Below are 24996 nucleotides of genomic sequence, written 5' to 3' on the forward strand. Positions count from 1 at the left end.
AGGAAAAAATGGCTACTGTTAGCACGAATGAGTTTAAAGGCGGTCTCAAAATTATGCTTGATAACGAGCCTTGTGTCATTCTCGAAAACGAGTATGTAAAACCAGGTAAAGGTCAAGCATTCAACCGCGTGAGAATCCGTAAGCTGCTTACTGGTAAAGTTTTGGAAAAAACATTCAAATCGGGTGATACCGCTGAAGTGGCTGATGTTATCGATATCGATCTGGATTACCTGTACAACGATGGCGAATTCTACCACTTTATGAATAACACCACCTTCGAACAGTTGGCTGCGGATGTTAAAGCCGTGGGCGATAATGCGAAATGGTTGGTAGAAAACAATACCTGTATGTTGACGCTGTGGAATGGTAACCCAATCGCAGTGACGCCACCGAACTTCGTTGAGTTAGAAGTGACCGAAACCGATCCTGGTGTGAAAGGTGATACGCAAGGTACAGGTGGTAAACCAGCGACGCTCTCTACTGGTGCGGTAGTTCGTGTACCTCTCTTCGTACAGATTGGCGAAGTGATCAAAGTTGACACGCGTTCAGCAGAATACGTTGGCCGTGTGAAGTAATAGATTTCGCCCCAACTATTAAGCCAACCGTAAGGTTGGTTTTTTTATGGGCTGTGTTTGCTGCGTTTTGTTGGCTGCACGTGGTGGATCATCGGACTGGTGGCGCTTCATGCTGCTGTCGATAAAAAAGCGGACCTCAATTGAGGCCCGCTAATCGATTGTTGATCACCGAGGGTTAGATCATAAAGATAAACACAACCGCCAAGATACTGATAAGGCTGGCAAAGCCGTAGCAAGCGATTTTACCCGCCACACCAGTGTGAAATTTCAGGTCATGCATGCCGTGATGAACACGGTGCATAGCATGCCACATTGGCAGCGCTAAGGTACCGATAATGAATAGTGCACCAATAATGCTAGTGGCAAAACTAGTGACACGCTCATAGCTCAGCGCTTCTGCATCCAACACACCGAGTGGTGCTAGGATTGCTAGTACCAGAATCGTGATTGGGGTGATCATGGCAAACCAAGTGCCACCTGCACCAAACAGGCCCCACCATACTGGTTCGTCTGAACGTTTTGGGTTGGTATTAATCACAATAAGCTCCTTACACCACAATAAGCACGATCAATGAGATAAACGCCACAGCGGCCCACTGTGCTAGCACAATGATTTTTTTATCGACCAGTTTGCCACCTAAGCGAATAGGTACCACTTGTGGCATCATGCTAAAGAAGGTTTGCGCATGAAATAAGCTGGCGACTAATGCTAAGATGTTGATCGCAATGACAATTGGATTGGCCATGAAATCTAACCATGCTTGCCAAGCTTCTGGGCCTTTAACCAGCGATCCTAAACCAAAGGTTAGGAACAAGGTAAATAGGATCAGTGGTAGGATGGTCGCTTCACGTACCATATAGAAGCGGTAGAAAGGATGATCTTTCCACCAAGTCCGCTTCATCTCACGCACATAAGGTTTACGGTTACTCATCCTTAAGCCTCCACTTTCTTCGGTGAACCGTCTGGGTTCAACATTGCAATCACGAAGTCTAATGATGACTCCACTTTACCTTGGTTAACCGCAGATGCTGGATCAACGTGTTTTGGACACACTTCTGAGCAGTAACCGACGAAGGTACAGCCCCAAGCGCCATTATCACCGTTGATAAGCTTCATACGCTCAGCTTTACCGTTGTCACGGCTATCGAGGTTGTAGCGATGGGCTAAGGTAAGTGCCGCTGGGCCTAAAAACTCAGGATTGAGACCGAATTGCGGACAAGCTGCGTAACACAAACCACAGTTGATACAACCAGCGAACTGTTTGTACTTCGCCATTTGCTCTGGTGTTTGCAGGTTGGTACCATCTTCTGGCTTACGGTCATTGCCGATGATGTAAGGTTTGATCGCTTCAAGACGCTCGATAAACGGCGTCATATCGACGATCAGATCTTTTTCAATCGGGAAGTTGGCCAGAGGCTCAATTTTCACACCTTCTGGATAGTCGCGTAAGAAGCTCTTACACGCCAGTTTTGGCACGCCGTTGACCATGATGCCACACGATCCACAGATCGCCATGCGGCATGACCAGCGGTAAGAAAGATCTTTATCGAGATGATCTTTCACATAGCCAATCGCATCGAGTACTGACATAGTTTCATCAAACGGTACTTCGAAACGTTGCATCTTGGGTTCTGCGTCTGTTGCTGGGTCGTAGCGCAGAATGTCCACTTTTTGAATTCGTTGTGCTGACATTATTTTTGCTCCTCTACGCTTTTTCAGCTGCTGCCGCTTCTGCTGCCGCTGCTTTCTCTGCCGCTTCACCATATAGACGCGCTTTTGGCTGCGATTTGGTGATTTTCACTGGACTGTAATCAATTTTCGGTGTTTGACCGGCTTGATAGAATGCCAGTGAATGCTTGAGGAATTGCACGTCATCACGCTCAGTACAATTTTCGTCAAGACGTTGATGCGCACCACGCGACTCTTTACGCAGGATCGCTGAGTGAGCCATCGCCTGTGCCACATCCAGACCATAACCGACTTCAATCGCGTACAGCAGGTCAGTGTTGAACACTTTGCCTTTGTCTTTGATGCTGATGCGCTTATAACGCTCTTGCAGCTCAGCCAGTTTGTCGATGGTTTGTTGCATCAGATCTTCTTGGCGATAGATACCACAACCGGCTTCCATGGTGTGACCCATTTCGGTACGGATGGTCGCCCAGTTTTCATCGCCTTCTTGTTGCATCAGCGCAGCGATACGATCTTCCACCGCTTTAACTTGAGTCGCGATTGCAGCTTCGTTCCAGCCTTTAAACTCAGCGGCACGCTCGACTGCTTTTTCACCGGCAACGCGGCCAAAGACCACGAATTCGGCTAGCGAGTTAGAACCTAAGCGGTTGGCACCGTGTAGACCCACTGAAGCACATTCACCGACGGCAAACAGGCCTTTAATACGCGTTTCACATTCACCATTGGTTTCAATACCACCCATGGTGTAGTGCACGGTTGGGCGAATTGGAATAGGCTCTTTGGCTGGGTCAACGTTAACGTACGCTTTTGCCAGTTCACAGATAAATGGCAGACGCTCTTGCAGATATTCTTCGCCTAAGTGGCGTAGATCAAGCATCACCACATCACCAAGCGGGTGTTTGATGGTGTTGCCTTTTTGCTGCTCATGCCAGAAAGCTTGGGAAACTTTGTCACGCGGACCCAGTTCCATGTATTTATTCTTTGGCTGACCCACTGGGGTTTCTGGTCCCATACCGTAGTCTTGCAGGTAGCGGTAGCCATTTTTGTTAACAATGATACCACCTTCACCACGACAACCTTCGGTCATCAGGATGCCGGTACCTGGCAGACCGGTTGGGTGATACTGGACAAATTCCATATCACGTAGTGGGATACCATGGCGATACGCCATTGCCATGCCGTCACCTGTTACGATGCCGCCATTGGTATTGCAGTGGTAAACACGTCCTGCGCCGCCGGTGGCTAATACCACCGATTTAGCTTTGATCAGAACCAGTTCGCCTTCCGACATATGAATCGCGATCAAACCTTGGACTTGACCTTCATCCACCAATAAATCCACGACAAAGTACTCATCGAATCGTTTGATTTGTGGGTACTTCATTGAAGTTTGGAATAGGGTGTGTAGCATGTGGAAGCCGGTTTTATCGGCCGCAAACCAAGTGCGCTCAACTTTCATACCGCCAAAACGACGGACGTTGACTTCACCATTGTCTTTACGGCTCCAAGGACAACCCCATTGTTCCATTTGCACCATTTCGCGGGTTGCATTGGCAACAAAGTATTCAACAACATCCTGTTCACATAGCCAGTCACCACCGCCAACGGTATCGTTGAAGTGATTATCTAAACTATCTTCATCCTTGATAACTGCTGCGGAGCCCCCTTCGGCCGCGACGGTGTGAGAACGCATCGGGTAAACTTTAGAAATCAGTGCGACTTCTAAGTTAGGGTTTGCTTCAGCCGCTGCAATAGCAGTACGAAGACCAGCGCCGCCAGCGCCGATGACCGCGATATCTGTGGTGATAATTTGCACAGTTATCCTCCAGTGTGATTATTTTATTTATGGACTAAGTTAGGCCCAGTGCCTGGAATAGTGAGAGAGGATGCAAATGCGATTTCTTATCGTTTCCATCACGCTCTACCCCACCTATTAAGTGGTAGTGATAGTGTAAAATAGCTTGGCAATTTAAAAATTGATTCCGCTAGGTTTTTGCTGCGGAATTACCAACTTAAGTCTATTAATTGCATTGTATGTGACTGGCGTCACAATTGGGTTTGGATTTTGATTCTGAGCAAGTACAATTCCTGCTCTGTGTTGACTTACTAAGTGATGTTATGACCACTGCTGACTGGATGCCGAGTGCCTCGATCCGCCAATTAAAACAGCGTGCGGCTTTGCTGCGCCAGATCCGTAAATTTTTTGCCGAGCGTGACGTATTGGAAGTGGAAACGCCTGCCATGAGTCATGCGACGGTGACCGATGTTCACCTCCAGACGTTTCAAACCGAGTTTGTTGGGCCTGGTTATGCACAGGGAGGTCGGCTGCACTTGATGACCAGTCCTGAATTTCATATGAAACGTTTGTTGGCGGCAGGCAGTGGTTGTATTTACCAGCTTGGTAAGGCGTTTCGTAATGAAGAAAATGGTCGTTACCACAACCCAGAATTTACTATGCTGGAATGGTATCGCGTCGGTTTTGATCATCATGATTTAATGGATGAAATGGACGATTTACTGCGCTTAGTATTAGGTGGTACAAGTGCAGAGCGGATCACTTACCAACAAGCCTTTTTAACGATACTGGGCGTATGTCCACTTGCGGCAAGCATGGCGGATTTAAAACGAGTGGCGGCAACGCTGGGTTTAAGTGATATCGCTGAGCCAGAGCAAGATCGTGACACCTTATTGCAGCTGTTGTTTAGCATCGGCATTGAGCCGAAGATTGGTCAAACCGCGTCGGTTTTTGTGTATGACTTTCCTGCCTCACAAGCGGCATTAGCTAAGATCAACCCGTTGGATGGGCGAGTGGCCGATCGCTTCGAAGTCTATTTTAAAGGCATTGAATTAGCTAATGGATTTCATGAATTGGATAATGCGGCTGAACAACTGGCTCGTTTTGAAGCGGATAATGTTAAGCGCAGTGAGATGGGCTTGCCCGCGCAGCCGATTGACTACCACTTAATTGCGGCATTAGAGGCGGGTTTGCCGGCCTGTGCTGGCGTGGCATTGGGGATTGATCGCCTGATCATGTTGGCGTTAGATGAGGATCATATCGACAACGTCACCGCCTTTCCATTTCCTCGTGCCTGATCCGTTTCTCAGTTTGCCACATTGGTCGCTGGTTTCACCCCAGTTTTAACGAGGTAAGCGCTCGCGTCTCGCAGCCAACCTCGTTATACTCCTCATCTGATTTGAACCCCATTGCAAGAGCACAGGATATGCAAGAGTACATTGAGTTTTTTCAGCAAAATATGATCCTTTCACTGGCTTGGATTGGTATTTTGGTGGCGTTAATCGTCAGCATTTATAAATCAGCCACCGCCGCTTACCAAGAAGTGACCGCGAGCCAAGCGACGCACTTAATTAACCGTGAAAACGGCATTGTGCTGGATATCCGCAGTAAAGATGAGTTCAAACAAGGACACATTACCGATGCGCTGCACATTTTGCCCTCTGAGATTAAGGCTGGAAACTTGGCGGCACTTGAAAGCCATAAATCAAGCCCCATTATCGTGGTATGCAAAACCGGTCAGACCGCGCGTGAAAGCGCTCAACTGCTGACTCAGGCTGGCTTTGAGAAGGTCAATCTTCTTAAAAATGGCTTGATTACTTGGAATGAAGCAAACCTGCCTTTAGTGCGTGGTAAACGCTAAATAGCAGGGTAAGAGGTCAGGGCTGGCGAAAATGTCAGCGCTTGATGATGAGAGTTGTGATATTGCCCACGTAATGGTTTAGTCACCTAGTGATCATTCGCACTCTCAGTTAGTCTCAGGACATCTTGACTTTTGAATCGAATTATCTGAATTAAGGATGAAATCATGGCTGAAGCAGCACAAGCCCAGCAACAACAGTTTGCTATTCAACGTATCTATCTGAAAGATGTCTCTTTTGAAGCGCCAAACTCACCAGTGATGTTCCAAAAAGAGTGGAGTCCAGATGTGAAACTGGATCTCGACACACAAAGCCGCGAACTGGGCCAAGGGGTTTATGAAGTGGTTTTGCGTTTGACCGTTACGGTGAAAAATGCCGAAGAAACCGCCTTCCTGTGTGAAGTACAACAAGCGGGTATTTTTGGTGCTGAGCAGATGGAAGCGGGCCAATTGGCACATTGTTTAGGCGCTTTCTGCCCGAACATCCTATTCCCATATGCACGTGAAACGATTTCAAGCTTAGTGGTGAAGGGGACTTTCCCACAATTGAACTTAGCGCCAGTTAACTTTGATGCGCTGTTCATGAACTATCTGCAGCAGCAAGCTGAAGGTGCAACACCCGCTAACGCTTAAGTTAGGCGGTTGTCACTTTACTTTGATGAAATGCACAGCGCGGTTGCGATGTGCATTTTTTTATTCTAGCGACTGAATTGTGGCTTAATCAGTGCAGTGTTCATGCTGACTCTGCAATTTTGCCGACTTTAAGTATAGAATAGAGCCCAACTTCGTTATCGATAGGCGCAATAATGAGCGAGACACATAACCATAATGGCTACGGGAAACCGATTGAAATGACGGTGATTGGTGCCGGATCTTACGGTACTTCGCTGGCGATTTCACTGGCCCGTAATGGAGCGAATATTGTCCTATGGGGACATGAAGTCGAGCATATGGCTCGTTTGGCCGCCGAGCGGGCCAATCACGAATTTTTACCCGATATTGCGTTTCCTGATTCATTGATTGTGGAAACCGATTTACAGAAAGCGGTGCAAGCGTGTCGTGATCTATTGGTGGTGGTGCCAAGCCATGTATTTGGTCTGGTGCTAAACAGCTTAAAGCCATATTTGCGTGCTGATAGCCGGATTTGTTGGGCTACCAAAGGGTTAGAGCCAGAAACCGGACGCTTATTGCAAGAGGTTGCGCACGATGTGATTGGCGATAGCTATCCATTGGCGGTGTTGTCTGGGCCAACGTTTGCCAAAGAGTTGGCGATGGGGATGCCGACGGCCATTTCAGTTGCCTCGCCAGATCCACAATTTGTGGTTGATCTGCAAGAGAAAATCCACTGTAGCAAAACGTGCCGTGTTTATGCCAATAGTGATTTTATCGGTATGCAACTGGGTGGTGCCGTGAAAAATGTGATTGCGATTGGGGCGGGAATGTCCGATGGAATTGGCTTTGGTGCCAATGCGCGTACTGCGCTGATCACGCGTGGTTTGGCCGAAATGACCCGTTTAGGTGTGGCACTGGGGGCCAAACCGGAAACCTTTATGGGCATGGCGGGACTTGGCGATTTAGTGCTGACCTGTACCGACAATCAATCACGTAACCGCCGTTTTGGTTTGGCGCTAGGGCAGGGGAAAGATGTCGATAGCGCGCAAAGCGATATCGGTCAGGTAGTCGAAGGCTATCGCAACACCAAAGAAGTGTGGATACTGGCGAAACGCATGGGCGTTGAGATGCCAATTGTTGAACAAATTTATCAAGTATTGTATCAAGGTAAAGATGCGCGACAGGCGGCTCAGGACTTGCTGGCCCGTGATAAGAAGATGGAGCGCTAAGCTCTCATTTGTTGCTAAACAGCAGGGTAAATCCAACGGACGAGATAATATCGATTAGATGGCGAGCTCGCGCCTTCTCTTGATTGGGACACAAATAAGCAATGAAACAGTGTGCGTATACTAAGGTTTGGCAAACGATAGTGGTGGAAGCTCGTGAGCAGTCAGAGCAAGAGCCGATGCTGGCCAGCTTCTATCACGCGACGATTATTAAACACGACAGTTTGAGCTCGGCGCTTAGTTATATTTTGGCCAACCGCTTAAGTACCGCCTCAATGCCCGCCATGGCAGTGCGAGAGGTGATTGAAGAGGCATTTGCCGCTGAACCGAGCATTACCCAGTCTGCCGCATGTGATATTTGTGCGACGGTGACTCGCGATCCGGCGGTGTCTATGTATTCGATGCCACTGTTGTATCTCAAGGGTTATCACGCGCTGCAAGGCTACCGCGTCGCCAATTGGTTGTGGCGGCAAGGGCGTAAAGCGCTCGCAACTTATCTGCAAAATCAAATTTCGGTCGCTTGTCAGGTCGATATTCATCCTGCGGCGCGCATTGGTCGTGGCATCATGCTTGATCATGCGACTGGGATTGTGATTGGTGAGACGGCGGTGGTTGAAAATGATGTGTCGATCCTCCAAGACGTTACTTTGGGCGGTACCGGTAAAGAGTGTGGTGATCGGCATCCGAAAATTCGCGAAGGAGTGATGATTGGTGCTGGCGCGAAAATTTTAGGCAATATCGAAGTGGGTGAGGGGGCAAAAATTGGCTCTGGCTCAGTCGTCTTGCAAGCGGTGCCACCACACACCACTGTGGCAGGGGTTCCGGCCCGAATTGTCGGCCATCCGCAATCCGATAAACCCTCACTGGATATGGATCAGCAATTTAATGGCCGTACGCAAACCTTTATTGGTGGCGACGGGATTTAATTCGGCTGAGTTTGTCGACAAAAAAGGATGATGGTGACATCATCCTTTTTTCGATTAAAACTGGCTGAAACTGCTCGGCTTACGCCAGCTCAGCCAATTCCGCCAACACTTCATCGGCCCATTGGATCCAAGCTTGGCGAACCAATAAATTGCGACGTAGAGTTAAGCGTTCTAAACGTTGCGGTTTGTCTAGCAGTCTCGGGGTCGCATAGTAAGCCGCTTCGATCTCTTGATAATGTGCGACCAGTCTGCGTGATTCTTCCACCAATTCAGTCAGTTGCAAACGATAAGGTTCTGCTGACTGAATCGAGCAGGCCATCAGTTTAGCGCTGAATTCGTCGCGCACGGTTGGGTGGGCGGTCGGCTGCTCAAACCACTCACCTAAAGCGCTGCGGCCGGTTTGAGTAATGGAATAGATTTTACGGTCCGGTTTGCCTTCTTGCGGTTGTAACACACAAGTGACTAAGCCTTGCTCGGCCATTTTATTGAGTTCGCGATAAACCTGCTGGTGGCTCGCTTTCCAAAAATAGCCAATGCTGGCGGAAAATTCTTTAGTGATATCGTAACCGGTTGCATCGCGTGTGCTAAGAACAGTAAGGATAACGTGTGGTAATGACATGTCTTCAATCCAAAATTAAGTCCACATAAAGCTTCATTTAAACCGTGGTGTGCTTCTTGCGGCACGTATATCCATTGGTTTAAACAAACGCAGTCGAGATATCGACTGCTTATGTCACCTTATAAAACTGATTGTCACCTAGCTTGGTGTATGTCTTTGCATACTTTAATTAAACAATGAATTCGTATGGTTTATTGCTTTCGCCATCATTATACCAAAAACATAAGCACAAAGTGGAATAGAAAGTGGTTGGTTAAGTAAAAAACTGATAATACTCTCAATAATGTGAAATTTTAAAACAAAAGACTGCGAATGTGCAGTCTTTTGGGGTGTTCATATTAATGAATTGTGATTTCTTAACCGGTATTGCGCATTCCTGCTGCAATACCAGCAATGGTCACCATCAACGCTTCTTCAAGTTCTACGCTCGGCTGCTCCGATTGGCGAGTTCGGTACAGCAATTCCGCTTGCAGCATATTAAGTGGCTCGACATAGATATTACGTAGGCGAATCGATTCATGTCCCCAAGGATTACTTTGCATCAAGTTCTCATTGTTTTCGACATTAAGCACCGTTTGGATATCTTTTTGCAGTTGGGCGCGCAATTTTTCACCCAGTGGGCGCAGTGCGGGATCGACTAAACGTTGATCATAATATTCAGCAATTTCAGGACTACACTTGGTGTAGACCATTTCAAGCATGCCAAGCCGAGTCGAGAAAAACGGCCACTCGCGACACATGGCTTCCAACAGTGCTTGATGTCCTTTATCGATCGAAAATTGGATCGCTTCGCCAGCGCCAAGCCAAGCGGGTAATACTAAGCGGTTTTGGCTCCAAGAGAAAATCCATGGAATGGCGCGCAGGCTCTCTACTCCACCATGCGGATTGCGTTTTGATGGGCGTGAGCCCAGTGGCAATTTACCCAGCTCTAATTCTGGGGTTGCCTGGCGGAAGTAAGGCACAAAATCAGGCTCACCACGCACGACATGGCGATAGGCTTCACAAGAGACCTCTGACAACACATCCATCAGATCGCGCCACTCTTGCTTTGGTTCTGGTGGTGGCAATAAGTTGGCTTCTAAAATGGCGCTGGCATACATGTTGAAGCTGTTAACTGCAACCTCCGGTAGTCCAAGTTTGAAGCGGATCATCTCGCCTTGTTCGGTAACGCGGAGTCCGCCTTTTAGACTTTTTGGTGGCTGTGAAAGGAGTGCTGCATGGGCTGGCGCGCCTCCGCGACCAATGGTACCGCCGCGACCGTGGAATAAGGTAAGTTCAATACCGACTTCTTCGCTCACGTTAACCAGCGCTTCCATCGCACGGTACTGCGCCCAGCCCGCGGCCATGACCCCAGCATCTTTGGCGGAGTCTGAGTAACCAATCATCACCATTTGGTGGTTTTGAATAAAGCCACGGTACAGATCGATACTCATCAATTGACGGATCACCGATTCGGCATTGTTTAAATCCTCTAAGGTTTCAAACAGTGGACAGACATCCATACGGTAAGGACAACCGGCTTCTTGCAGTAGCAGGTGCACTGCCAGTACATCGGATGCGGTACGAGCCATCGAAATCACATAGGCACCAAACGCATCTTTTGATTGCAATGCAATGATCTTACAGGTGTCGATCACCTCTTTGACTGAGGCTGAAGGTTGCCAATCACGTGGCAGTAGTGGTCGTTTAGAATTGAGTTCGGTGGTTAGAAATGCGATTTTATCTTGCTCGCTCCACTGTTCGTAATCACCAATCCCAAGGTAACGAGTTAGTTCGGAAAGTACTTCGGCATGGCGTGAACTTTCTTGGCGAATATCAAGGCGTACTAGGTGCACACCGAAGGCTTTGATACGGCGCAAGGTATCAAGTAGTGAACCATCGGCGATCACGCCCATGCCACACTCATGCAGTGATTGGTAACAAGCGTAAAGTGGTTCCCACAATTGATCGACTGTTTGCAGCGGCGCTTTGACCGCCAGCTTTTGGCCGTTAACTTTGGCATCCAAGATGGTGATCGTTTCTTGCAGCAAGCTGCGTAAGTGCTTGAGAATCGCGCGGTACGGTTCGTGCTCCTCGCCGGCTAAAGCGCGTACCGTATCATTGCACTTGGTCATTGAAAGCTCGCTGACCAGCTCATTGATATCGGTAAGATACAAATCGGCCGCTTTCCAGCGCGATAGCAACAGCACTTCCCGTGTGATGGTGTGAGTAACAAACGGGTTGCCATCACGGTCGCCGCCCATCCACGAGGAAAAATGCACCGGACGAGCGTCAATCGGCAAGCCTTCACCTAAATGAGATTGCACCTGCTCATCCAGCTCACGTAAAAATTCAGGTACCGCGTGCCACAGTGAGCTTTCAACTACCGCAAAGCCCCATTTGGCTTCATCGAGTGGAGTTGGGCGTTGCTGGCGGATCACATCTGAGTGCCAGCTTTGTGCAATCAATTGCTCCAAACGCCGTTCGGTATTATGGCGCTCTTTTGACGAGAGTTCGCTCAGTTCGAGCTTGGACAAACATTCATTGATTTTGACCAATTTATTGATCATGGTGCGGCGAGTGATTTCGGTCGGATGAGCGGTTAACACCAACTCAATATTCAGATCACGAATGGCTTGCGCAGTATCGAACTGGCTGACCGATTTTTGCGCCAGTTTTGCGAATAAATTGCTGAGGGAATCCAGTCCATTAACATGGCTCTCGCAGTGGCGAGAGAGGGTGTGGTACTGCTCAGCGATATTGGTCAGGTTCAGAAATTGGTTAAACGCACGAGCGACCGGAGTCAACTGATGATTGGGGAGATGTTTGATCTCTTCAATCAGCAGTTCACGGTCCGCTTGATTGCCTGCTCTGGCGGATTTAGAAAGTTTTCGGATGGTTTCCACTTTTTCTAAAATAACGTCGCCATCGGCGGCTTGGATTGTCTGGCCGAGTAATCTACCCAACATGCTTACGTTACTTTTAAGCGCAGCGTATTTTTCGTTCATTGTCATCCTGCCTTGAAAAAAAATTACATCCAGTATTAGTCCAGTTAATTACACAATCTTGGCCGTTTTGTCCAGTAAGCTAGCGATTAAGGCTAAAATTTGGTTTATTAATCGGCGCTTTTGTGTGGCGCTTGTTTAACTAACTGGACTAATTTGTTGAAAACTTCTTACAAAAAGCCTGAGGATTGCGCTAGCAGTGATCGATTTAGAAACAATATTTCAGCATTGCGCGTGACAGGATATTGAGCGTCGGTTCAATAAATTCAAAGGCTAAAAATTCATCGGGTTGATGCGCTTGATCAATCGAGCCTGGGCCGAGCACTAAGGTTGGGCAAACCTGTTGTAAGAACGGTGCTTCGGTACAGTAATTGACGGTTTGTGCGGTTTGTCCACACAGTTCGCTCATGCTGGTAATAAAGGGTTGCTCCGCGGGGCACTCATAGCCCGGGATCGGTTCATGCAGGGGTACCAGCTCAATCCGCCCGGGCCATTTTTGTTGCACTTCACCCAGAGCTTCGCGCATCAGGTTATCTAAACCCTCTAAGCTCATCCCAGGTAGCGGGCGCACGTCATAATGCAATTCGCAGCAGCCACAAATCCGGTTTGGGCTATCGCCGCCGTCGATATGGCCAAGGTTGAGCGTTGGGGTAGGAATTTCAAATCCAGGATGCTGATAGGTTTTGATTAAGCGGTCACGTAGCTGCATCAGCGCAAACAGCACTTCATGCATAATTTCAATCGCATTAACCCCTAATGCGGGATTGGATGAGTGGCCAGATTTACCGGTAACTCGGATCGCATTGGCAACATGGCCTTTATGGGCGCGAATGGGCACTAGGCTGGTTGGCTCACCGATAATGCAGTAATCGGGCTTAAATGGTGTGCTGGCGGTAAAGTGACGTGCGCCGAGCATGGTGGTTTCTTCATCACAAGTGGCAAGAATATACAGTGGTTTGCTCTGTTTGCTCCAATCAACTTTTTTCACTGCTTCATAGATAAAGGCAAAAAAGCCTTTCATATCGGCGGTACCCAATCCATAAAAGCGATTATTGGCTTGAGTCAGCGCATGTGGGTTGTAATTCCAACGCCCTTGATCAAATGGCACCGTATCACTGTGTCCGGCTAACAGTAAGCCGCCTTCGCCACTGCCTAACTGGGCGATCAAATTCTGCTTATGCTCTGCCACTTGCTCAATGTGGATGGTAAAGCCGAGTGCACTTAGCCACTCTGCTAATTTTGCGATCACCTGCTCATTGCCTTGATCCCAGCGTGTATCGGTTGAACTGATCGAAGAAGTTGAAATCAGGCCTTCATAGACCTCAAGGAAACTGGGTAACGGCATTTTATCTTTACTCCTACTATTGACAGGGGGACAGCGAAACGGTAAAACACATATTAAATCACTTTGTGTGAATAAAAAATCAATTAATCGTAGTTTTTAAAGATGAATAATCAGCATGAGCTGCTATCTTTCATCACGAATATGGATGTTTTCTGATGTTAAAAACCACCATCATTGGCGCAAGTGGTTATACCGGAGCAGAATTGGCTGTGATGGTGCACAAACACCCACAACTCACGCTAGCAGGTTTATATGTTTCCGCCAACAGTGTTGATGCGGGAAAATCGTTAGCGGCTGTGCATGGTCGGGTGGCAGGCATTATCGATATGCCAGTGCAGGCATTAACCGATGTTGCGGCTGTGGCGGCCAACAGTGATGTGGTTTTTTTAGCCACCGCACACGAAGTGAGCCACGATCTCGCGCCGCAATTTTTAGCGCAAGGTTGCCAAGTCTTCGATCTCTCTGGTGCATTTCGGGTGCAGAGTGAGGATTTTTATCCGACTTTTTATGGCTTTACTCATCAACATCTCGACTGGTTAGAGCAAGCGGTGTACGGCTTGGCAGAGTGGAACGCAGAGGCGATCAAAACCAGCCCAATTATTGCAGTCGCGGGGTGCTATCCCACCGCATCACAACTAGCGATTAAACCGTTGCTCGTCGCCGGTTTACTCGATACCACTCAATGGCCAGTGATTAATGCGGTGAGCGGTGTTTCTGGCGCTGGACGCAAAGCCAGTATGAGCAACAGCTTTTGTGAAGTGAGCCTGCAGCCTTATGGGGTGTTTAACCATCGCCATCAACCAGAAATTGCCACTCATCTTGGTTGTGAGGTGATTTTTACCCCACATCTTGGCAATTTTAAGCGTGGCATTTTAGCCACCATTACCATGAAACTGGCGGCAGGAGTGAGCGAACAACAAGTGGCACAAGCCTTTGCCAATGCCTATCACGATCAACCATTGGTGCGTTTCCCAACCGGTTTACCTCGGGTGCAAGATGTCGAATTCACCCCATTTTGCGATTTGGGTTGGAAAGTGCAGGGACGTCATATCATTGTGGTTTCTGCGATCGACAATTTATTGAAAGGTGCATCCAGTCAAGCGATGCAGTGTTTAAATATTCACTACGGTTTCGACCCATTAACCGCATTGGTATAAGGATTTACTATGACAACTCTCAAGCTCAGTCCTTTAGTGATTAAGTTAGGTGGTGCCGCGCTCGATTGTACCGAGACATTGAGCAAATTGTTTGCCGCGATAGCGCAATATCAGCAGCAAGCGCAGCGCGGTATTGTCATCGTGCATGGTGGCGGTTATTTGGTGGATGATTTGCTGGCCAAGTTGCAGCTCAAATCGGTTAAGAAAGAGGGTTTGCGTGTTACCCCCTATGAGCAAATCCCGATCATTACTGGTGCGCTAGCGGGAACGGCCAATAAAATGTTGCAAGGCCAAGCGATTAAAAATGACATAAATGCGGTAGGGCTATCGCTGGCCGATGGTGGCTTGTGTCAGGTCGACGAATTGGACCCTCAATTGGGCGCTGTCGGTAAAGCCACCCCAGGTGATTCCACTTTACTGCAAGCGATTTTAGCTGTCGGTGCGATGCCGATCATTAGTTCGATTGGCCTTACAGCACAAGGGCAGATGATGAATGTGAATGCTGACCAAGCGGCATTGGCGGTTGCCGGCGCTTTAGATGCGGAACTGGTACTGCTGTCGGATGTCAGTGGTGTGCTTGATGGTAAAGGCCGTTTGATCAAGACATTAGATAGCAAACAAGCGGATGCTCTGATCGCCGGCAAAGTGATTACCGATGGCATGATTGTCAAAGTTAAAGCAGCGCTGCAAGCGGCACAAGATTTAGGGCGTCCGATAGAAGTGGCGACCTGGCGTTACCCAGAGAAGCTCGCCAAGCTATTTGGTGGTGAAAGTATTGGCACCCGTTTTCTTCCTTAACCTATTAAGTCACTAATTTGATGCAACCTGAGCACTGAACGCTTAGCGCAGAGTCAGGAATATGGAGATAAATCAATGAGTAAAGTTCAAGTTAAAAAAGTGGTGGTGGCCTATTCCGGCGGTCTGGATACCTCGGTGATCATTCCTTGGTTGAAAGAGAATTATGACTGTGAGGTAGTGGCGTTTGTGGCCGATGTCGGTCAAGGCGATGAAGAGCTGAAAGGCGTGGAAGCTAAAGCGCTTTCTTCCGGTGCTTCAGAATGCTACATCGTTGATCTAAAAGAAGAGTTTGTTAAGCACTACATCTACCCAACCCTAAAAACTGGCGCGTACTACGAAGGAAAATACCTACTGGGTACTTCAATGGCGCGCCCGGTGATTGCGAAAGCCCAAGTTGAAATTGCGCGTAAAGTGGGAGCGGATGCTCTGGCGCATGGTTGTACCGGTAAAGGTAATGATCAAGTGCGCTTTGAAGGTACCTTTGCTGCGCTTGCACCAGATCTGCATGTGATTGCGCCGTGGCGTGAGTGGGATCTGCGTAGCCGTGAAGCGTGTCTGGATTACCTTGCCGCACGTAACATTCCTTGTGCCGCTTCGCTGACCAAAATTTATTCGCGTGATGCTAACGCATGGCACGTATCGACCGAAGGTGGCGTGCTAGAAAGTACTTGGAATGCACCGAATGAAGATTGCTGGGTGTGGACGGTTGATCCTGAGCAAGCACCGAATGAGGCAGAATATGTCACCCTGCAAGTGGCGCACGGTGAAGTGGTAGCGGTGGATGGCGAAGCCATGACGCCCTATAACGCACTACGCTACCTCAATCAAAAAGGGGCAAAACATGGGGTCGGTCGGATCGATATCGTAGAAAACCGTCTGGTCGGCATGAAATCGCGCGGCTGTTACGAAACCCCGGGCGGCACCATCATGATGGAAGCGCTGCGTGCGGTTGAGCAGTTAGTGCTGGATAAAACCGCGTTTGAGTTTCGTGAAGAGCTGGGCATTAAAGCTTCGCATCTGGTTTACGATGGCCGCTGGTTTACTCCACTGCGTCAAGCGGTATTTGCCGCTGCCGATGAACTGGCCAAAGAGGTCAACGGTGAAGTGGTGATCAAACTCTACAAAGGCCAAGCGGTCGCAACCCAGAAACGTTCGGCCAATAGTCTCTACTCGGAAGATTTTGCGACTTTTGGTGCTGATGAAGTGTACGACCAAAGCCACGCTGGCGGCTTTATTCGCCTCTACTCGTTGTCGAGCCGGATCCGTGCGCTGAATAAACACCATCAGTGATCCGTCGCGTTATCGATTTTTAGAATAAGGATCGCTGTGCGATCCTTATTTTTCAGTTATCACATCCTCAACTGTGGTGGCAGTCAGAGGCAAGTAGGAGATGTAGCATGGCATTATGGGGTGGAAGATTTACCCAAGCGGCAGACAGTCGGTTTAAAACCTTTAATGATTCACTGCGCTTTGATTATCGCTTGGCCGAGCAAGATATTGTTGGCTCGATTGCTTGGTCAAAAGCTTTGCTGTCAGTCAATGTCTTAACCGGGCTTGAGCAACAGCAGTTAGAGCAGGCGTTAAACCAATTGCTGCAATCGGTTCAGCAAGATCCTGAGCAAATTTTAGCCTCGGATGCGGAAGATATTCACTCTTGGGTCGAGCAGCAACTGATTGAGCAAGTTGGTGATCTGGGTAAGAAACTGCACACTGGCCGTTCGCGTAATGATCAAGTGGCAACCGATCTTAAATTGTGGTGCCGCGATCAAAGCGTTCATCTTCTGTTGGCGCTTAAAGCACTACAGCAACAGTTAGTTGCGGTAGCGGCTGCGCACCAAGCGACGGTGCTGCCGGGCTATACCCATTTGCAACGCGCACAGCCCGTCACCTTCGCCCACTGGTGCTTAGCTTATTTAGAAATGTTTGAGCGGGATGAATCACGCTTAGCTGACGCATTGACGCGGCTAAATACTTCACCACTTGGCTCAGGAGCCTTAGCGGGCACCGCTTACCCAATTGATCGGGAAGTGTTGGCGGCGGATCTTGGTTTTCTTCGTGCGACACGTAATTCACTGGATGCCGTTTCTGATCGCGATCATGTACTGGAACTGATCTCTGTGGCATCCATTTCAATGCTGCATTTGTCGCGTCTGGCGGAAGATATGATCTTTTATACCACTGGCGAAGCAGGTTTTATTGAATTGGCGGATACGGTGACATCGGGATCATCTTTGATGCCGCAAAAGAAAAATCCGGATGCGTTGGAGTTGATCCGTGGCAAAACCGGCCGTGTCTATGGCGCGTTGGCTGGGATGATGATGACGGTGAAAGCCTTGCCACTGGCCTACAACAAAGACATGCAGGAAGACAAAGAAGGGCTGTTTGATGCGCTTGATACTTGGTTTGATTGCTTGCAAATGGCTGGACTCTGTTTTGATGGGATTAAAGTCAACGCCGCGCGTACTCTCGAAGCGGCCAAGCAAGGTTATTCGAACGCAACCGAGCTGGCTGATTATTTAGTCGCAAAAGGTGTGCCATTTCGTGAAGCGCATCATATTGTTGGGGTGGTGGTGGTAGCGGCGATTAAACAAGGCGTGGCGCTGGAAGAGTTTGAACTGAGCGAACTACGGCAGTTTTCGCCGTTGATTGAGCAAGATGTTTACTCGATTTTGACCATCGACTCTTGTTTACACAAGCGCTGTGCTCTCGGGGAGTGGCTCCCCAGCAAGTAACTTATGCCTTGCAACAGGCGCAAGCTCGGGTAAAAGCTGAATAAATTGGGTGAGTGGTCAGGCAGGATCCTTGCGAGCTAAAAAAGATCGTAAAAAGATCATTTTTAATGAACCTTTGTCCTAAAGCTCAGTCTATAGCTGTACCACTGCTTTTTCTTAGAAGACTCTAAGAAGGCCCTAAACCTGTACTAGATTTAGGGCTTTTTTCTTTTCTGCACAGCAGAAGAGTGATGCGCTCGATTTAATCCTTTTTGGCTTGCCGTTTACGCCAAGGCAAGATCACATACCTGAGCCATAGATGCAGAAATAGCAGGCCATTGAAAGCAAAACCCGCCAAGATCAGACTGATCGACTCGATGCTGGTGGGCTCCTGTTTAAAGCCCCAAAACCAAATGATCCACACCACCACGGACAACACCGTGAGTTGATCGATACAGCGCTGGCAGCGGCCGATTTTTTTCCAAAACCAATGTTCGCTGCACTCTCCACAAGCCATGGCTACTCCTTTCGTTGCAAGTGATCCATCAACAATCGGGTTCCGATTGCTAAGGTTCACCAGTATAGCCGAGTATTGAGGGATGGCTTAAGTGATCTTGATCGCCAGTGACAGTTAGCGGCTAACGGTTTTCACAACCGCAAAAAAGCCCAACTTGCTGGTTGGGCTTGGTCTGATGGGAGAGGTGCTTGAGCCCTCGACTACCATAGGTGCTGATTAACAGCCCGGGCCACAATCCAAACAGTGTTGGATCATCTCTGGGCCTAAGTGCAGCTTAGCGTTGAGATCGCGCAGTGCAGTGCGCACCCCTTCTTCAATCACCGGATGGTAGAAAGGCATATCCAGCATCTGTGAAATAGTCATCTGGTTTTGGTGCGCCCAAGCCAGTAGGTGGGCTAAATGCTCGGCATTAGGTCCCATCATCTCCGCGCCAAGGAAACGACCTGTGCCTTGCTCGCCATACACATGCAGCAAGCCTTTGTTGCGTAGCATCACGCGTGAACGACCTTGGTTTTCAAACGACACTTCACCCACCGCAAAGCAGCCACAGTTACCCAGACGTTGAGTCAACTGCTGATAGGTTTCCCCAACCATAGCGATTTGTGGGTCAGAAAACACCGCAGAAATTGGCGAGCGGCGCAAACCAGCGCGAATGTCAGGGAAGCGCCCGGCGTTGTCACCGGCAATTCGGCCTTGATCGGCTGCTTCATGCAGCAGCGGAATTTGGTTGCTAGCATCGCCAGCAATAAAAATTGCAGGTACTGAAGTTTGTAGCGTGTAGTGATCAGCTTTAGGGACACCACGCTCATCGAGCGTCACATCGGTGTTATCTAAGCCGAGCTGATCAACGTTGGGACGACGACCGGTGGCAGCCAGCACGTAATCGACCACGAAAGTTTCTAATTCACCTTGCTGGTTGATAAATTGGATCTCAACTTTATCGCCCGCGATACGCTGCATGCTTTCGATTTTGACATCTGCATCTAGATAAAATTCTTGCTGGAAAGCACGATTAGCGTAAGCCATGATCTCAGGGTCAGTCAGTGGCCCCACTTGACCGCCCAAGCCAAACACTTTGACTTGCACCCCTAAACGATGCAGTGCTTGACCGAGCTCTAAGCCGATCACGCCCGGACCAAATACCGCAACCGCGGCAGGAAGATCATCCCATTCGAACACATCATCGTTGATCACTAACCGATCGCCTAACTCATGCCATGCGGCTGGGTAAGCTGGGCGTGAGCCAGTGGCAATCACAATCCGTTGGGCATGAACGCGAGTATGATCATCGATTTGTAGGGTATGGTTATCAATAAACTTGGCATAGCCAGCCAGCTTATCTTGCTCAGGAATTGAGTCGACTCCTTCCAGTACGAAGCCAACAAAGCGATCCCGTTCGCGCTTGACGCGATCCATCACTTCACGGCCATTAATCACGATTTCACCTTGTGGGTGAATGCCAAAACCGGGGGCTTTCTCAATCTGGTGCACGCTTTCTGCCGCCGCGATCAGTAATTTGGAAGGCATGCAGCCTACTCGTGCGCAGGTAGTGCCGTAAGGGCCACCTTCAATCATGACCACATTTGGCGTATAGGCTTTTGCGGCACGGTAAGCGCCAAGACCTGCGGTACCGCCGCCTATCACGGCAACATCAACGTGGATCTGCTTCATTCTGGTTCCTCAATCGGTGGGTTATCGGTCTGTCGGGGGGAAAAATTAGGCTCCGTTACGGAGCCTATCGTGCTTATTGATTTAGGTAGCTTATTGGTTTAAGTAAATTACTGGTTTAGGTAGACTTCTAAGTCGTCGCTACCGCCAATATGCTTACCACCGATAAACACTTGTGGCACTGTACTGCGGCCCGAAACGGCACGTAGGCTCACGGTGGTGGCATCTTTGCCTAAGATCAGCTCTTCATAGTGCAGACCCGCATCAATCAGGGCTTGTTTGGCTTTCGCGCAGTAAGGGCAGCCCGGCTTGGTGAAGATGGTTACCGACTCTTGCACTTTGTATTGCGGCGCAATGTATTTGAGCATGGTGTCTGCATCAGAAACTTTGAACGGGTCACCTGGCTCATTGGGCTCGATAAACATTTTTTCTACCACGCCGTCTTTCACCAGCATGCTGTAACGCCATGAACGTTTACCGAAACCAAGGTCATTTTTATCCACTAGCATACCCATGCCATCGGTAAACTCACCGTTACCATCAGGAATGAAAGTGATGTTGTCGGCGTTTTGGTCATCTTTCCAAGCGTTCATCACGAAAGTATCGTTGACGGATACGCACAAAATGCTGTTCACACCGTGTTCTTTAAATACTGGGAATAGCTCGTTATAGCGCGGCAGGTGAGTGGATGAACAGGTTGGCGTAAATGCCCCCGGCAAGCTAAACACGATAACGGTTTTGCCTTTGAATAGCTCGTCGCTGGTTAGATTAACCCAAGCATCGCCTTGGCGAGTTGGAAAGGTAACTTGTGGAACGTTCTGGCCTTCTTTAGCTGTAAACATTTGTTGCCTCATTTTTGAAATTAAAAAATTAAATCAATAGCATGGATTGCTTTGTTGTGGTGATTATTCAAGAAAAGCTTTGATAGCTCTAATCGTTTAATGCTATGGTTTTGATAGGTGCATTCTATGTGGGTAAAGCATGAACATTCGTGATTTTGAATATCTGGTCGCGTTAGCCGACCATAAGCATTTTCGTAAAGCAGCAGAGGCGTGTTTTGTCAGTCAACCAACGCTCAGTGGTCAAATCCGTAAATTAGAGGATGAAATTGGTACCACCTTGCTTGAGCGCAGTAGTCGGCGTGTGCTGTTTACTGAGTCTGGGCTGCAGTTGGTCGATCAGGCCAAGAAAATTCTCAGCGAAGTGAAAACCTTTAAAGATATGGCAAATCAGCAAACCGGAGCAATGACCGGCCCGCTGCACATCGGATTTATCCCAACCTTAGGGCCTTATCTATTACCGCGGATCATCCCAACCTTGAAACAGCGTTTTCCAGAATTGGAGCTTTACCTGCATGAAGCGCAGACCCATCAATTGGTGCGGCAACTTGAAGAGGGCAAGCTCGATTGCTTGGTATTAGCCTCGGTGGAAGAGACCGCGCCGTTTAAAGAGATTGAACTGTATCATGAGGTGATGAGTATTGCGGTGCCGAGTGATCATGCTTGGGCTGAGCGCGATGCGGTCGAGATGTTGGAATTGAAAGATAAAACGGTGTTAGCTTTGGGCGATGGTCATTGCCTGCGCGATCAAGCGTTAGGCTTTTGTTTTGCTGCCGGCGCAAAGGATGATGAACGCTTTAAAGCCACTAGCTTAGAAACCTTGCGTAATATGGTTGCCGCCGGGGCTGGGATCACCTTATTGCCTCAATTGGCGCTGCCAGCAGAAAAAAACAAAGATGGCGTGTGTTATCTGCGAGCGGTAAATCCTATTCCATCTCGTCGATTAGTCTTGGCTTATCGCCCAGGCTCTCCTTTACGTCAGCGCTTTGAGCAGTTGGCGGCGGAGATTCAGCAGTGCTTGCAGCCTGCCGAGCTAGAGTCAATTTAACGCCAAAAAAAACGAGGCGGTCAATGCCGCCTCGGTTGGTTATCGATGTAAGTTAGAACAACTCTTCACCAGTGCTGGATGAGTAAATCGACTCATTGACATGTTCACCAACGTATTCAGTCGGTTCAGTCCCGGCTTCGAAATACTCAAACATCGAACTGGCATCTAATTTGTTGGTCAGTAGTCCAGTCTCACGATCAATGCGCACCCGCACTATATTATCGGGTACGGTTTTGGGTTGGGTCGGTACATCTTGTAGTGCGAGCGACATAAATTCAACCCAAGCGGGTAACGCAGTTTTACCACCGGATTCCGCTCCGGAGACATCATCATCCAAGTTTTTATTCGGTGCCGTTTTGCCTAAGTTGCGACTATGGTCATCAAAGCCGACCCAAGCCACGGCGACAATGCCCGGGCCATAACCGTTATACCATGCATCTTTCGAATCATTGGTGGTGCCAGTTTTGCCGCCAATATCACGCCGCTTCAGTGTCTGCGCGCGCCAGCCCGTACCATTCCAACCGGTATCTGAACTCCATTCGCCGCCCCCCCAAATATTGCTGTACAACATTTCGCGGGTCAGGAACGCATTTTGTTCGGAGATCACCTGTGGTGCATAAGCGGTGTTGACATCTTGTTCGGCAAACTCGTTAAGTGTTGCTGCACACTGTTGATGGCAGACGACTTTCGGTTCAGCGCTGAACTCCAGTTTGCCGGATGGTGTTTCGACTCGGCTAATATAGAAAGGTTGAACAAAGTAGCCATTATTCACAAACACAGAGAAACCCTGTGCCATTTGTACTGGCGTTAAGCTACCAGCACCAAGCGCGATGGTTTCTGAGCGTGGTAGTTGATCAAGACTAAAGCCAAAGCGAGTTAAATATTGACGAGTTTTATCCAAACCCACTTCACGCAATACTCGCACTGCCATGACGTTTTTCGATTGAGCTAAGCCAATTCTAAGCCGAGTTGGGCCAGTGTAAGTCGGTGGTGAATTTTTAGGTCGCCACGCGGTACCTTGACTCTCATCCCATTGATTAATCGGAGCATCATTAATCAAGGTGGCCAATGTCAGCCCTTGATCCAACCCAGCTGAGTAAATAAACGGCTTAATACTCGAGCCCACTTGACGCACCGACTGAGTGGCGCGGTTAAATTTATTATGTACAAAGTTAAAGCCGCCCACCAACGCGAGTACCGCGCCATTATCTGGATTCATGGCGACAAAAGCGGTATTGGCATTCGGTACTTGGCTGAGTTTCCAAGCCTCGATCTGGCTATCCTGGCTACGTGGGCGAACCCAAACTTGCTGGCCAGCCGCTAAAAATTCGCTCGCACTGTGGGGCAATGGACCTTGCCGATCATCGTTAATAAAGCGGCGCGCCCAGTTCATATTTTCCCAAGCGATGGTTTGCTGACCGTAACTTTTCACCCAAACCTGTGCTGATTGATTCTCGACACTCAGTACCACCGCAGGGTACATATCGCCATAGGTAGGTTCATTGCTGAGGTATTGGGTCAGTTGCAGACTGCTCCAAGTGGGTTGGTTGGCTGACCATAACTCTTTTTCTGCACCGCGATAGCCATGGCGCTCATCATAAGCGATCAAGTTATTGACCGCGGCTTGATTAGCCGCCTTTTGTCGCTTGGCATCTACCGTGGTATAAACATTCATCCCTGACGTGTAAGCCGCTTCTTCACCATAGCGCTCGACCATCCAAGCGCGGGCAATTTCCGCCACATAAGGTGCATTTAACTCAATTTCTGCCCCGTGATATTTGGCTAACACCGGTTCACGCCGAGCGGCTTCATATTCGGCTTGTGTGATGTATTTTTCATCCAGCATGCGCAGTAACACCACGTTACGACGATTGGTAGCGCGCTCGACGGAATAGATCGGGTTCATGGTCGAAGGCGCTTTTGGAAGACCCGCGATCAGGGCAATTTCACCTAAGGTGAGGTCTTTTACCTCTTTGCCAAAATAAGCTTGAGCTGCCGCACCCACGCCATAAGAGCGGTAACCAAGATAAATTTTATTCAGATACAGCTCTAAAATTTCTTGTTTGCTGAGCAGTTCTTCGATGTGGATGGCAATAAAGATCTCTTTGATCTTACGCATCACTTTTTTCTCATTGGAGAGGAAAAAGTTACGCGCTAATTGCTGAGTCACGGTACTCGCGCCTTGTGAGGCGCTGCCCGATGCGACCACGGCAAACGCAGCTCGCGTGATACCAATCGGATCAAAACCATAGTGTTCATAGAAGCGAGAATCTTCGGTGGCAATCACCGCGTCGATGAGTGCTTTGGGCATCTCTTCTAGCTTGAGGGGAATGCGGCGTTTCTCGCCAAACTGGGCGATCAACTTACCGTCTTGACTAAAGACTTGCATCGGAGTTTGTAACTGAACGTCACGCAAAGTCGCGACATCTGGCAATTCTGATTTCAGATAGAAATAGAAACCAAAGATTGTAGTGACTCCAAGAATAATGCAAATCAATGAGAATACTAATAAACGCTTTATGAACTTCACCGGAGAATCCCTGTTTAGTTGAGGCTGCACTAATGCAAACCCTTGTACTCTAGGCTAGAACCTTAGCTCATCCAATCTCATCTGCCTATTTATTGCCA

General features: G+C 48.7%; 21 protein-coding genes and 1 pseudogene. 11 read left to right on the plus strand and 11 right to left on the minus strand.

The annotated features are described in order from the left end of the window. Positions 1 to 8: 8 nt before the first annotated feature. Positions 9 to 575: an elongation factor P gene (gene efp, locus G7083_RS07460; protein WP_166014211.1), complete on the plus strand. Its 567-nt coding sequence runs from the start codon at positions 9 to 11 to the stop codon at positions 573 to 575. A gap of 175 nt (positions 576 to 750) precedes the next feature. Here the strand turns inward: efp and frdD are convergent, their stop codons facing one another. The 4 genes from frdD to frdA are packed head-to-tail and all read right to left on the minus strand — an operon-like array spanning position 751 to position 4081. Then, complete coding sequence (gene frdD / locus G7083_RS07465) at positions 751 to 1113, minus strand: fumarate reductase subunit FrdD (protein WP_166014212.1); 363 nt, start codon at positions 1111 to 1113, stop codon at positions 751 to 753. A gap of 10 nt (positions 1114 to 1123) precedes the next feature. Continuing rightward, positions 1124 to 1507, minus strand: a complete 384-nt coding sequence (gene frdC / locus G7083_RS07470) for a fumarate reductase subunit FrdC (RefSeq protein ID WP_166014213.1) — start codon at positions 1505 to 1507, stop codon at positions 1124 to 1126. A gap of 2 nt (positions 1508 to 1509) precedes the next feature. Then, positions 1510 to 2268 carry a succinate dehydrogenase/fumarate reductase iron-sulfur subunit gene (locus G7083_RS07475; RefSeq protein WP_166014214.1) on the minus strand — a complete coding sequence of 253 codons (759 nt, stop codon included), beginning with the start codon at positions 2266 to 2268 and terminating at the stop codon, positions 1510 to 1512. A 13-nt stretch (positions 2269 to 2281) separates the two neighbouring features. After that, the gene (frdA, locus tag G7083_RS07480; protein WP_166014215.1) at positions 2282 to 4081 is read right to left on the minus strand and encodes a fumarate reductase (quinol) flavoprotein subunit; all 1800 of its coding nucleotides are present in this window, start codon (positions 4079 to 4081) and stop codon (positions 2282 to 2284) included. Between the two features lie 302 nt (positions 4082 to 4383). Here frdA and epmA point away from each other — a divergent pair, with 302 nt between their 5' ends. From epmA to cysE, 5 genes are all read left to right on the plus strand, one after another. Further along, entirely contained in the window at positions 4384 to 5358 is a 975-nt protein-coding gene (epmA, locus tag G7083_RS07485; RefSeq protein WP_166014216.1) for an elongation factor P--(R)-beta-lysine ligase, read from the plus strand. Positions 5359 to 5486: 128 nt separating this feature from the next. Continuing rightward, on the plus strand, positions 5487 to 5921 hold the full coding sequence (locus tag G7083_RS07490) for a rhodanese-like domain-containing protein (RefSeq protein WP_166014217.1): 435 nt from the start codon (positions 5487 to 5489) through the stop codon (positions 5919 to 5921). 165 nt (positions 5922 to 6086) lie between these two features. Continuing rightward, positions 6087 to 6551 carry a protein-export chaperone SecB gene (gene secB, locus G7083_RS07495; protein ID WP_166014218.1) on the plus strand — a complete coding sequence of 155 codons (465 nt, stop codon included), beginning with the start codon at positions 6087 to 6089 and terminating at the stop codon, positions 6549 to 6551. A gap of 173 nt (positions 6552 to 6724) precedes the next feature. Continuing rightward, the gene (gpsA, locus tag G7083_RS07500; RefSeq protein WP_166014219.1) at positions 6725 to 7759 is read left to right on the plus strand and encodes an NAD(P)H-dependent glycerol-3-phosphate dehydrogenase; all 1035 of its coding nucleotides are present in this window, start codon (positions 6725 to 6727) and stop codon (positions 7757 to 7759) included. Between the two features lie 101 nt (positions 7760 to 7860). Continuing rightward, complete coding sequence (gene cysE / locus G7083_RS07505; RefSeq protein WP_166014220.1) at positions 7861 to 8682, plus strand: serine O-acetyltransferase; 822 nt, start codon at positions 7861 to 7863, stop codon at positions 8680 to 8682. Positions 8683 to 8761: 79 nt separating this feature from the next. Here the strand turns inward: cysE and G7083_RS07510 are convergent, their stop codons facing one another. From G7083_RS07510 to argE, 3 genes are all read right to left on the minus strand, one after another. After that, positions 8762 to 9301: a PadR family transcriptional regulator gene (locus tag G7083_RS07510; protein ID WP_166014221.1), complete on the minus strand. Its 540-nt coding sequence runs from the start codon at positions 9299 to 9301 to the stop codon at positions 8762 to 8764. A 356-nt stretch (positions 9302 to 9657) separates the two neighbouring features. Continuing rightward, positions 9658 to 12288, minus strand: a complete 2631-nt coding sequence (gene ppc, locus G7083_RS07515; protein WP_166014222.1) for a phosphoenolpyruvate carboxylase — start codon at positions 12286 to 12288, stop codon at positions 9658 to 9660. Positions 12289 to 12493: 205 nt separating this feature from the next. After that, positions 12494 to 13630: an acetylornithine deacetylase gene (argE, locus tag G7083_RS07520; protein WP_166014223.1), complete on the minus strand. Its 1137-nt coding sequence runs from the start codon at positions 13628 to 13630 to the stop codon at positions 12494 to 12496. A gap of 155 nt (positions 13631 to 13785) precedes the next feature. On the opposite strand from argE, the gene argC reads away from it, so the two are divergent. From argC to argH, 4 genes and pseudogenes are all read left to right on the plus strand, one after another. Beyond that, positions 13786 to 14787: an N-acetyl-gamma-glutamyl-phosphate reductase gene (gene argC / locus G7083_RS07525; RefSeq protein ID WP_166014224.1), complete on the plus strand. Its 1002-nt coding sequence runs from the start codon at positions 13786 to 13788 to the stop codon at positions 14785 to 14787. A 9-nt stretch (positions 14788 to 14796) separates the two neighbouring features. Continuing rightward, positions 14797 to 15585 carry an acetylglutamate kinase gene (gene argB / locus G7083_RS07530; protein ID WP_166014225.1) on the plus strand — a complete coding sequence of 263 codons (789 nt, stop codon included), beginning with the start codon at positions 14797 to 14799 and terminating at the stop codon, positions 15583 to 15585. 75 nt (positions 15586 to 15660) lie between these two features. Next, positions 15661 to 16875 carry an argininosuccinate synthase gene (locus tag G7083_RS07535; RefSeq protein ID WP_166014226.1) on the plus strand — a complete coding sequence of 405 codons (1215 nt, stop codon included), beginning with the start codon at positions 15661 to 15663 and terminating at the stop codon, positions 16873 to 16875. A 107-nt stretch (positions 16876 to 16982) separates the two neighbouring features. After that, positions 16983 to 18349, plus strand: a pseudogene (gene argH / locus G7083_RS07540) (argininosuccinate lyase); the annotation flags it as partial. Between the two features lie 209 nt (positions 18350 to 18558). Here the strand turns inward: argH and G7083_RS07545 are convergent. The 3 genes from G7083_RS07545 to G7083_RS07555 form a co-directional block, all read right to left on the minus strand. Further along, positions 18559 to 18813: a DUF3624 domain-containing protein gene (locus G7083_RS07545; RefSeq protein WP_166014227.1), complete on the minus strand. Its 255-nt coding sequence runs from the start codon at positions 18811 to 18813 to the stop codon at positions 18559 to 18561. A 216-nt stretch (positions 18814 to 19029) separates the two neighbouring features. After that, positions 19030 to 20484, minus strand: a complete 1455-nt coding sequence (locus G7083_RS07550; RefSeq protein ID WP_166014228.1) for a dihydrolipoyl dehydrogenase — start codon at positions 20482 to 20484, stop codon at positions 19030 to 19032. A gap of 107 nt (positions 20485 to 20591) precedes the next feature. After that, entirely contained in the window at positions 20592 to 21323 is a 732-nt protein-coding gene (locus tag G7083_RS07555; protein ID WP_166014229.1) for a glutathione peroxidase, read from the minus strand. A 139-nt stretch (positions 21324 to 21462) separates the two neighbouring features. On the opposite strand from G7083_RS07555, the gene oxyR reads away from it, so the two are divergent. After that, positions 21463 to 22368, plus strand: a complete 906-nt coding sequence (gene oxyR, locus G7083_RS07560) for a DNA-binding transcriptional regulator OxyR (protein WP_166014230.1) — start codon at positions 21463 to 21465, stop codon at positions 22366 to 22368. A gap of 52 nt (positions 22369 to 22420) precedes the next feature. On the opposite strand, the gene G7083_RS07565 is transcribed toward oxyR, so the two are convergent. Next, a complete protein-coding gene (locus tag G7083_RS07565) occupies positions 22421 to 24898 on the minus strand; it encodes a penicillin-binding protein 1A (protein WP_166014231.1) in 2478 nt (825 codons plus the stop codon). Positions 24899 to 24996: the final 98 nt, after the last annotated feature.

It is taken from the genome of Vibrio sp. HDW18 (assembly GCF_011306175.1).
GTDB lineage: Bacteria > Pseudomonadota > Gammaproteobacteria > Enterobacterales > Vibrionaceae > Vibrio > Vibrio chanodichtyis.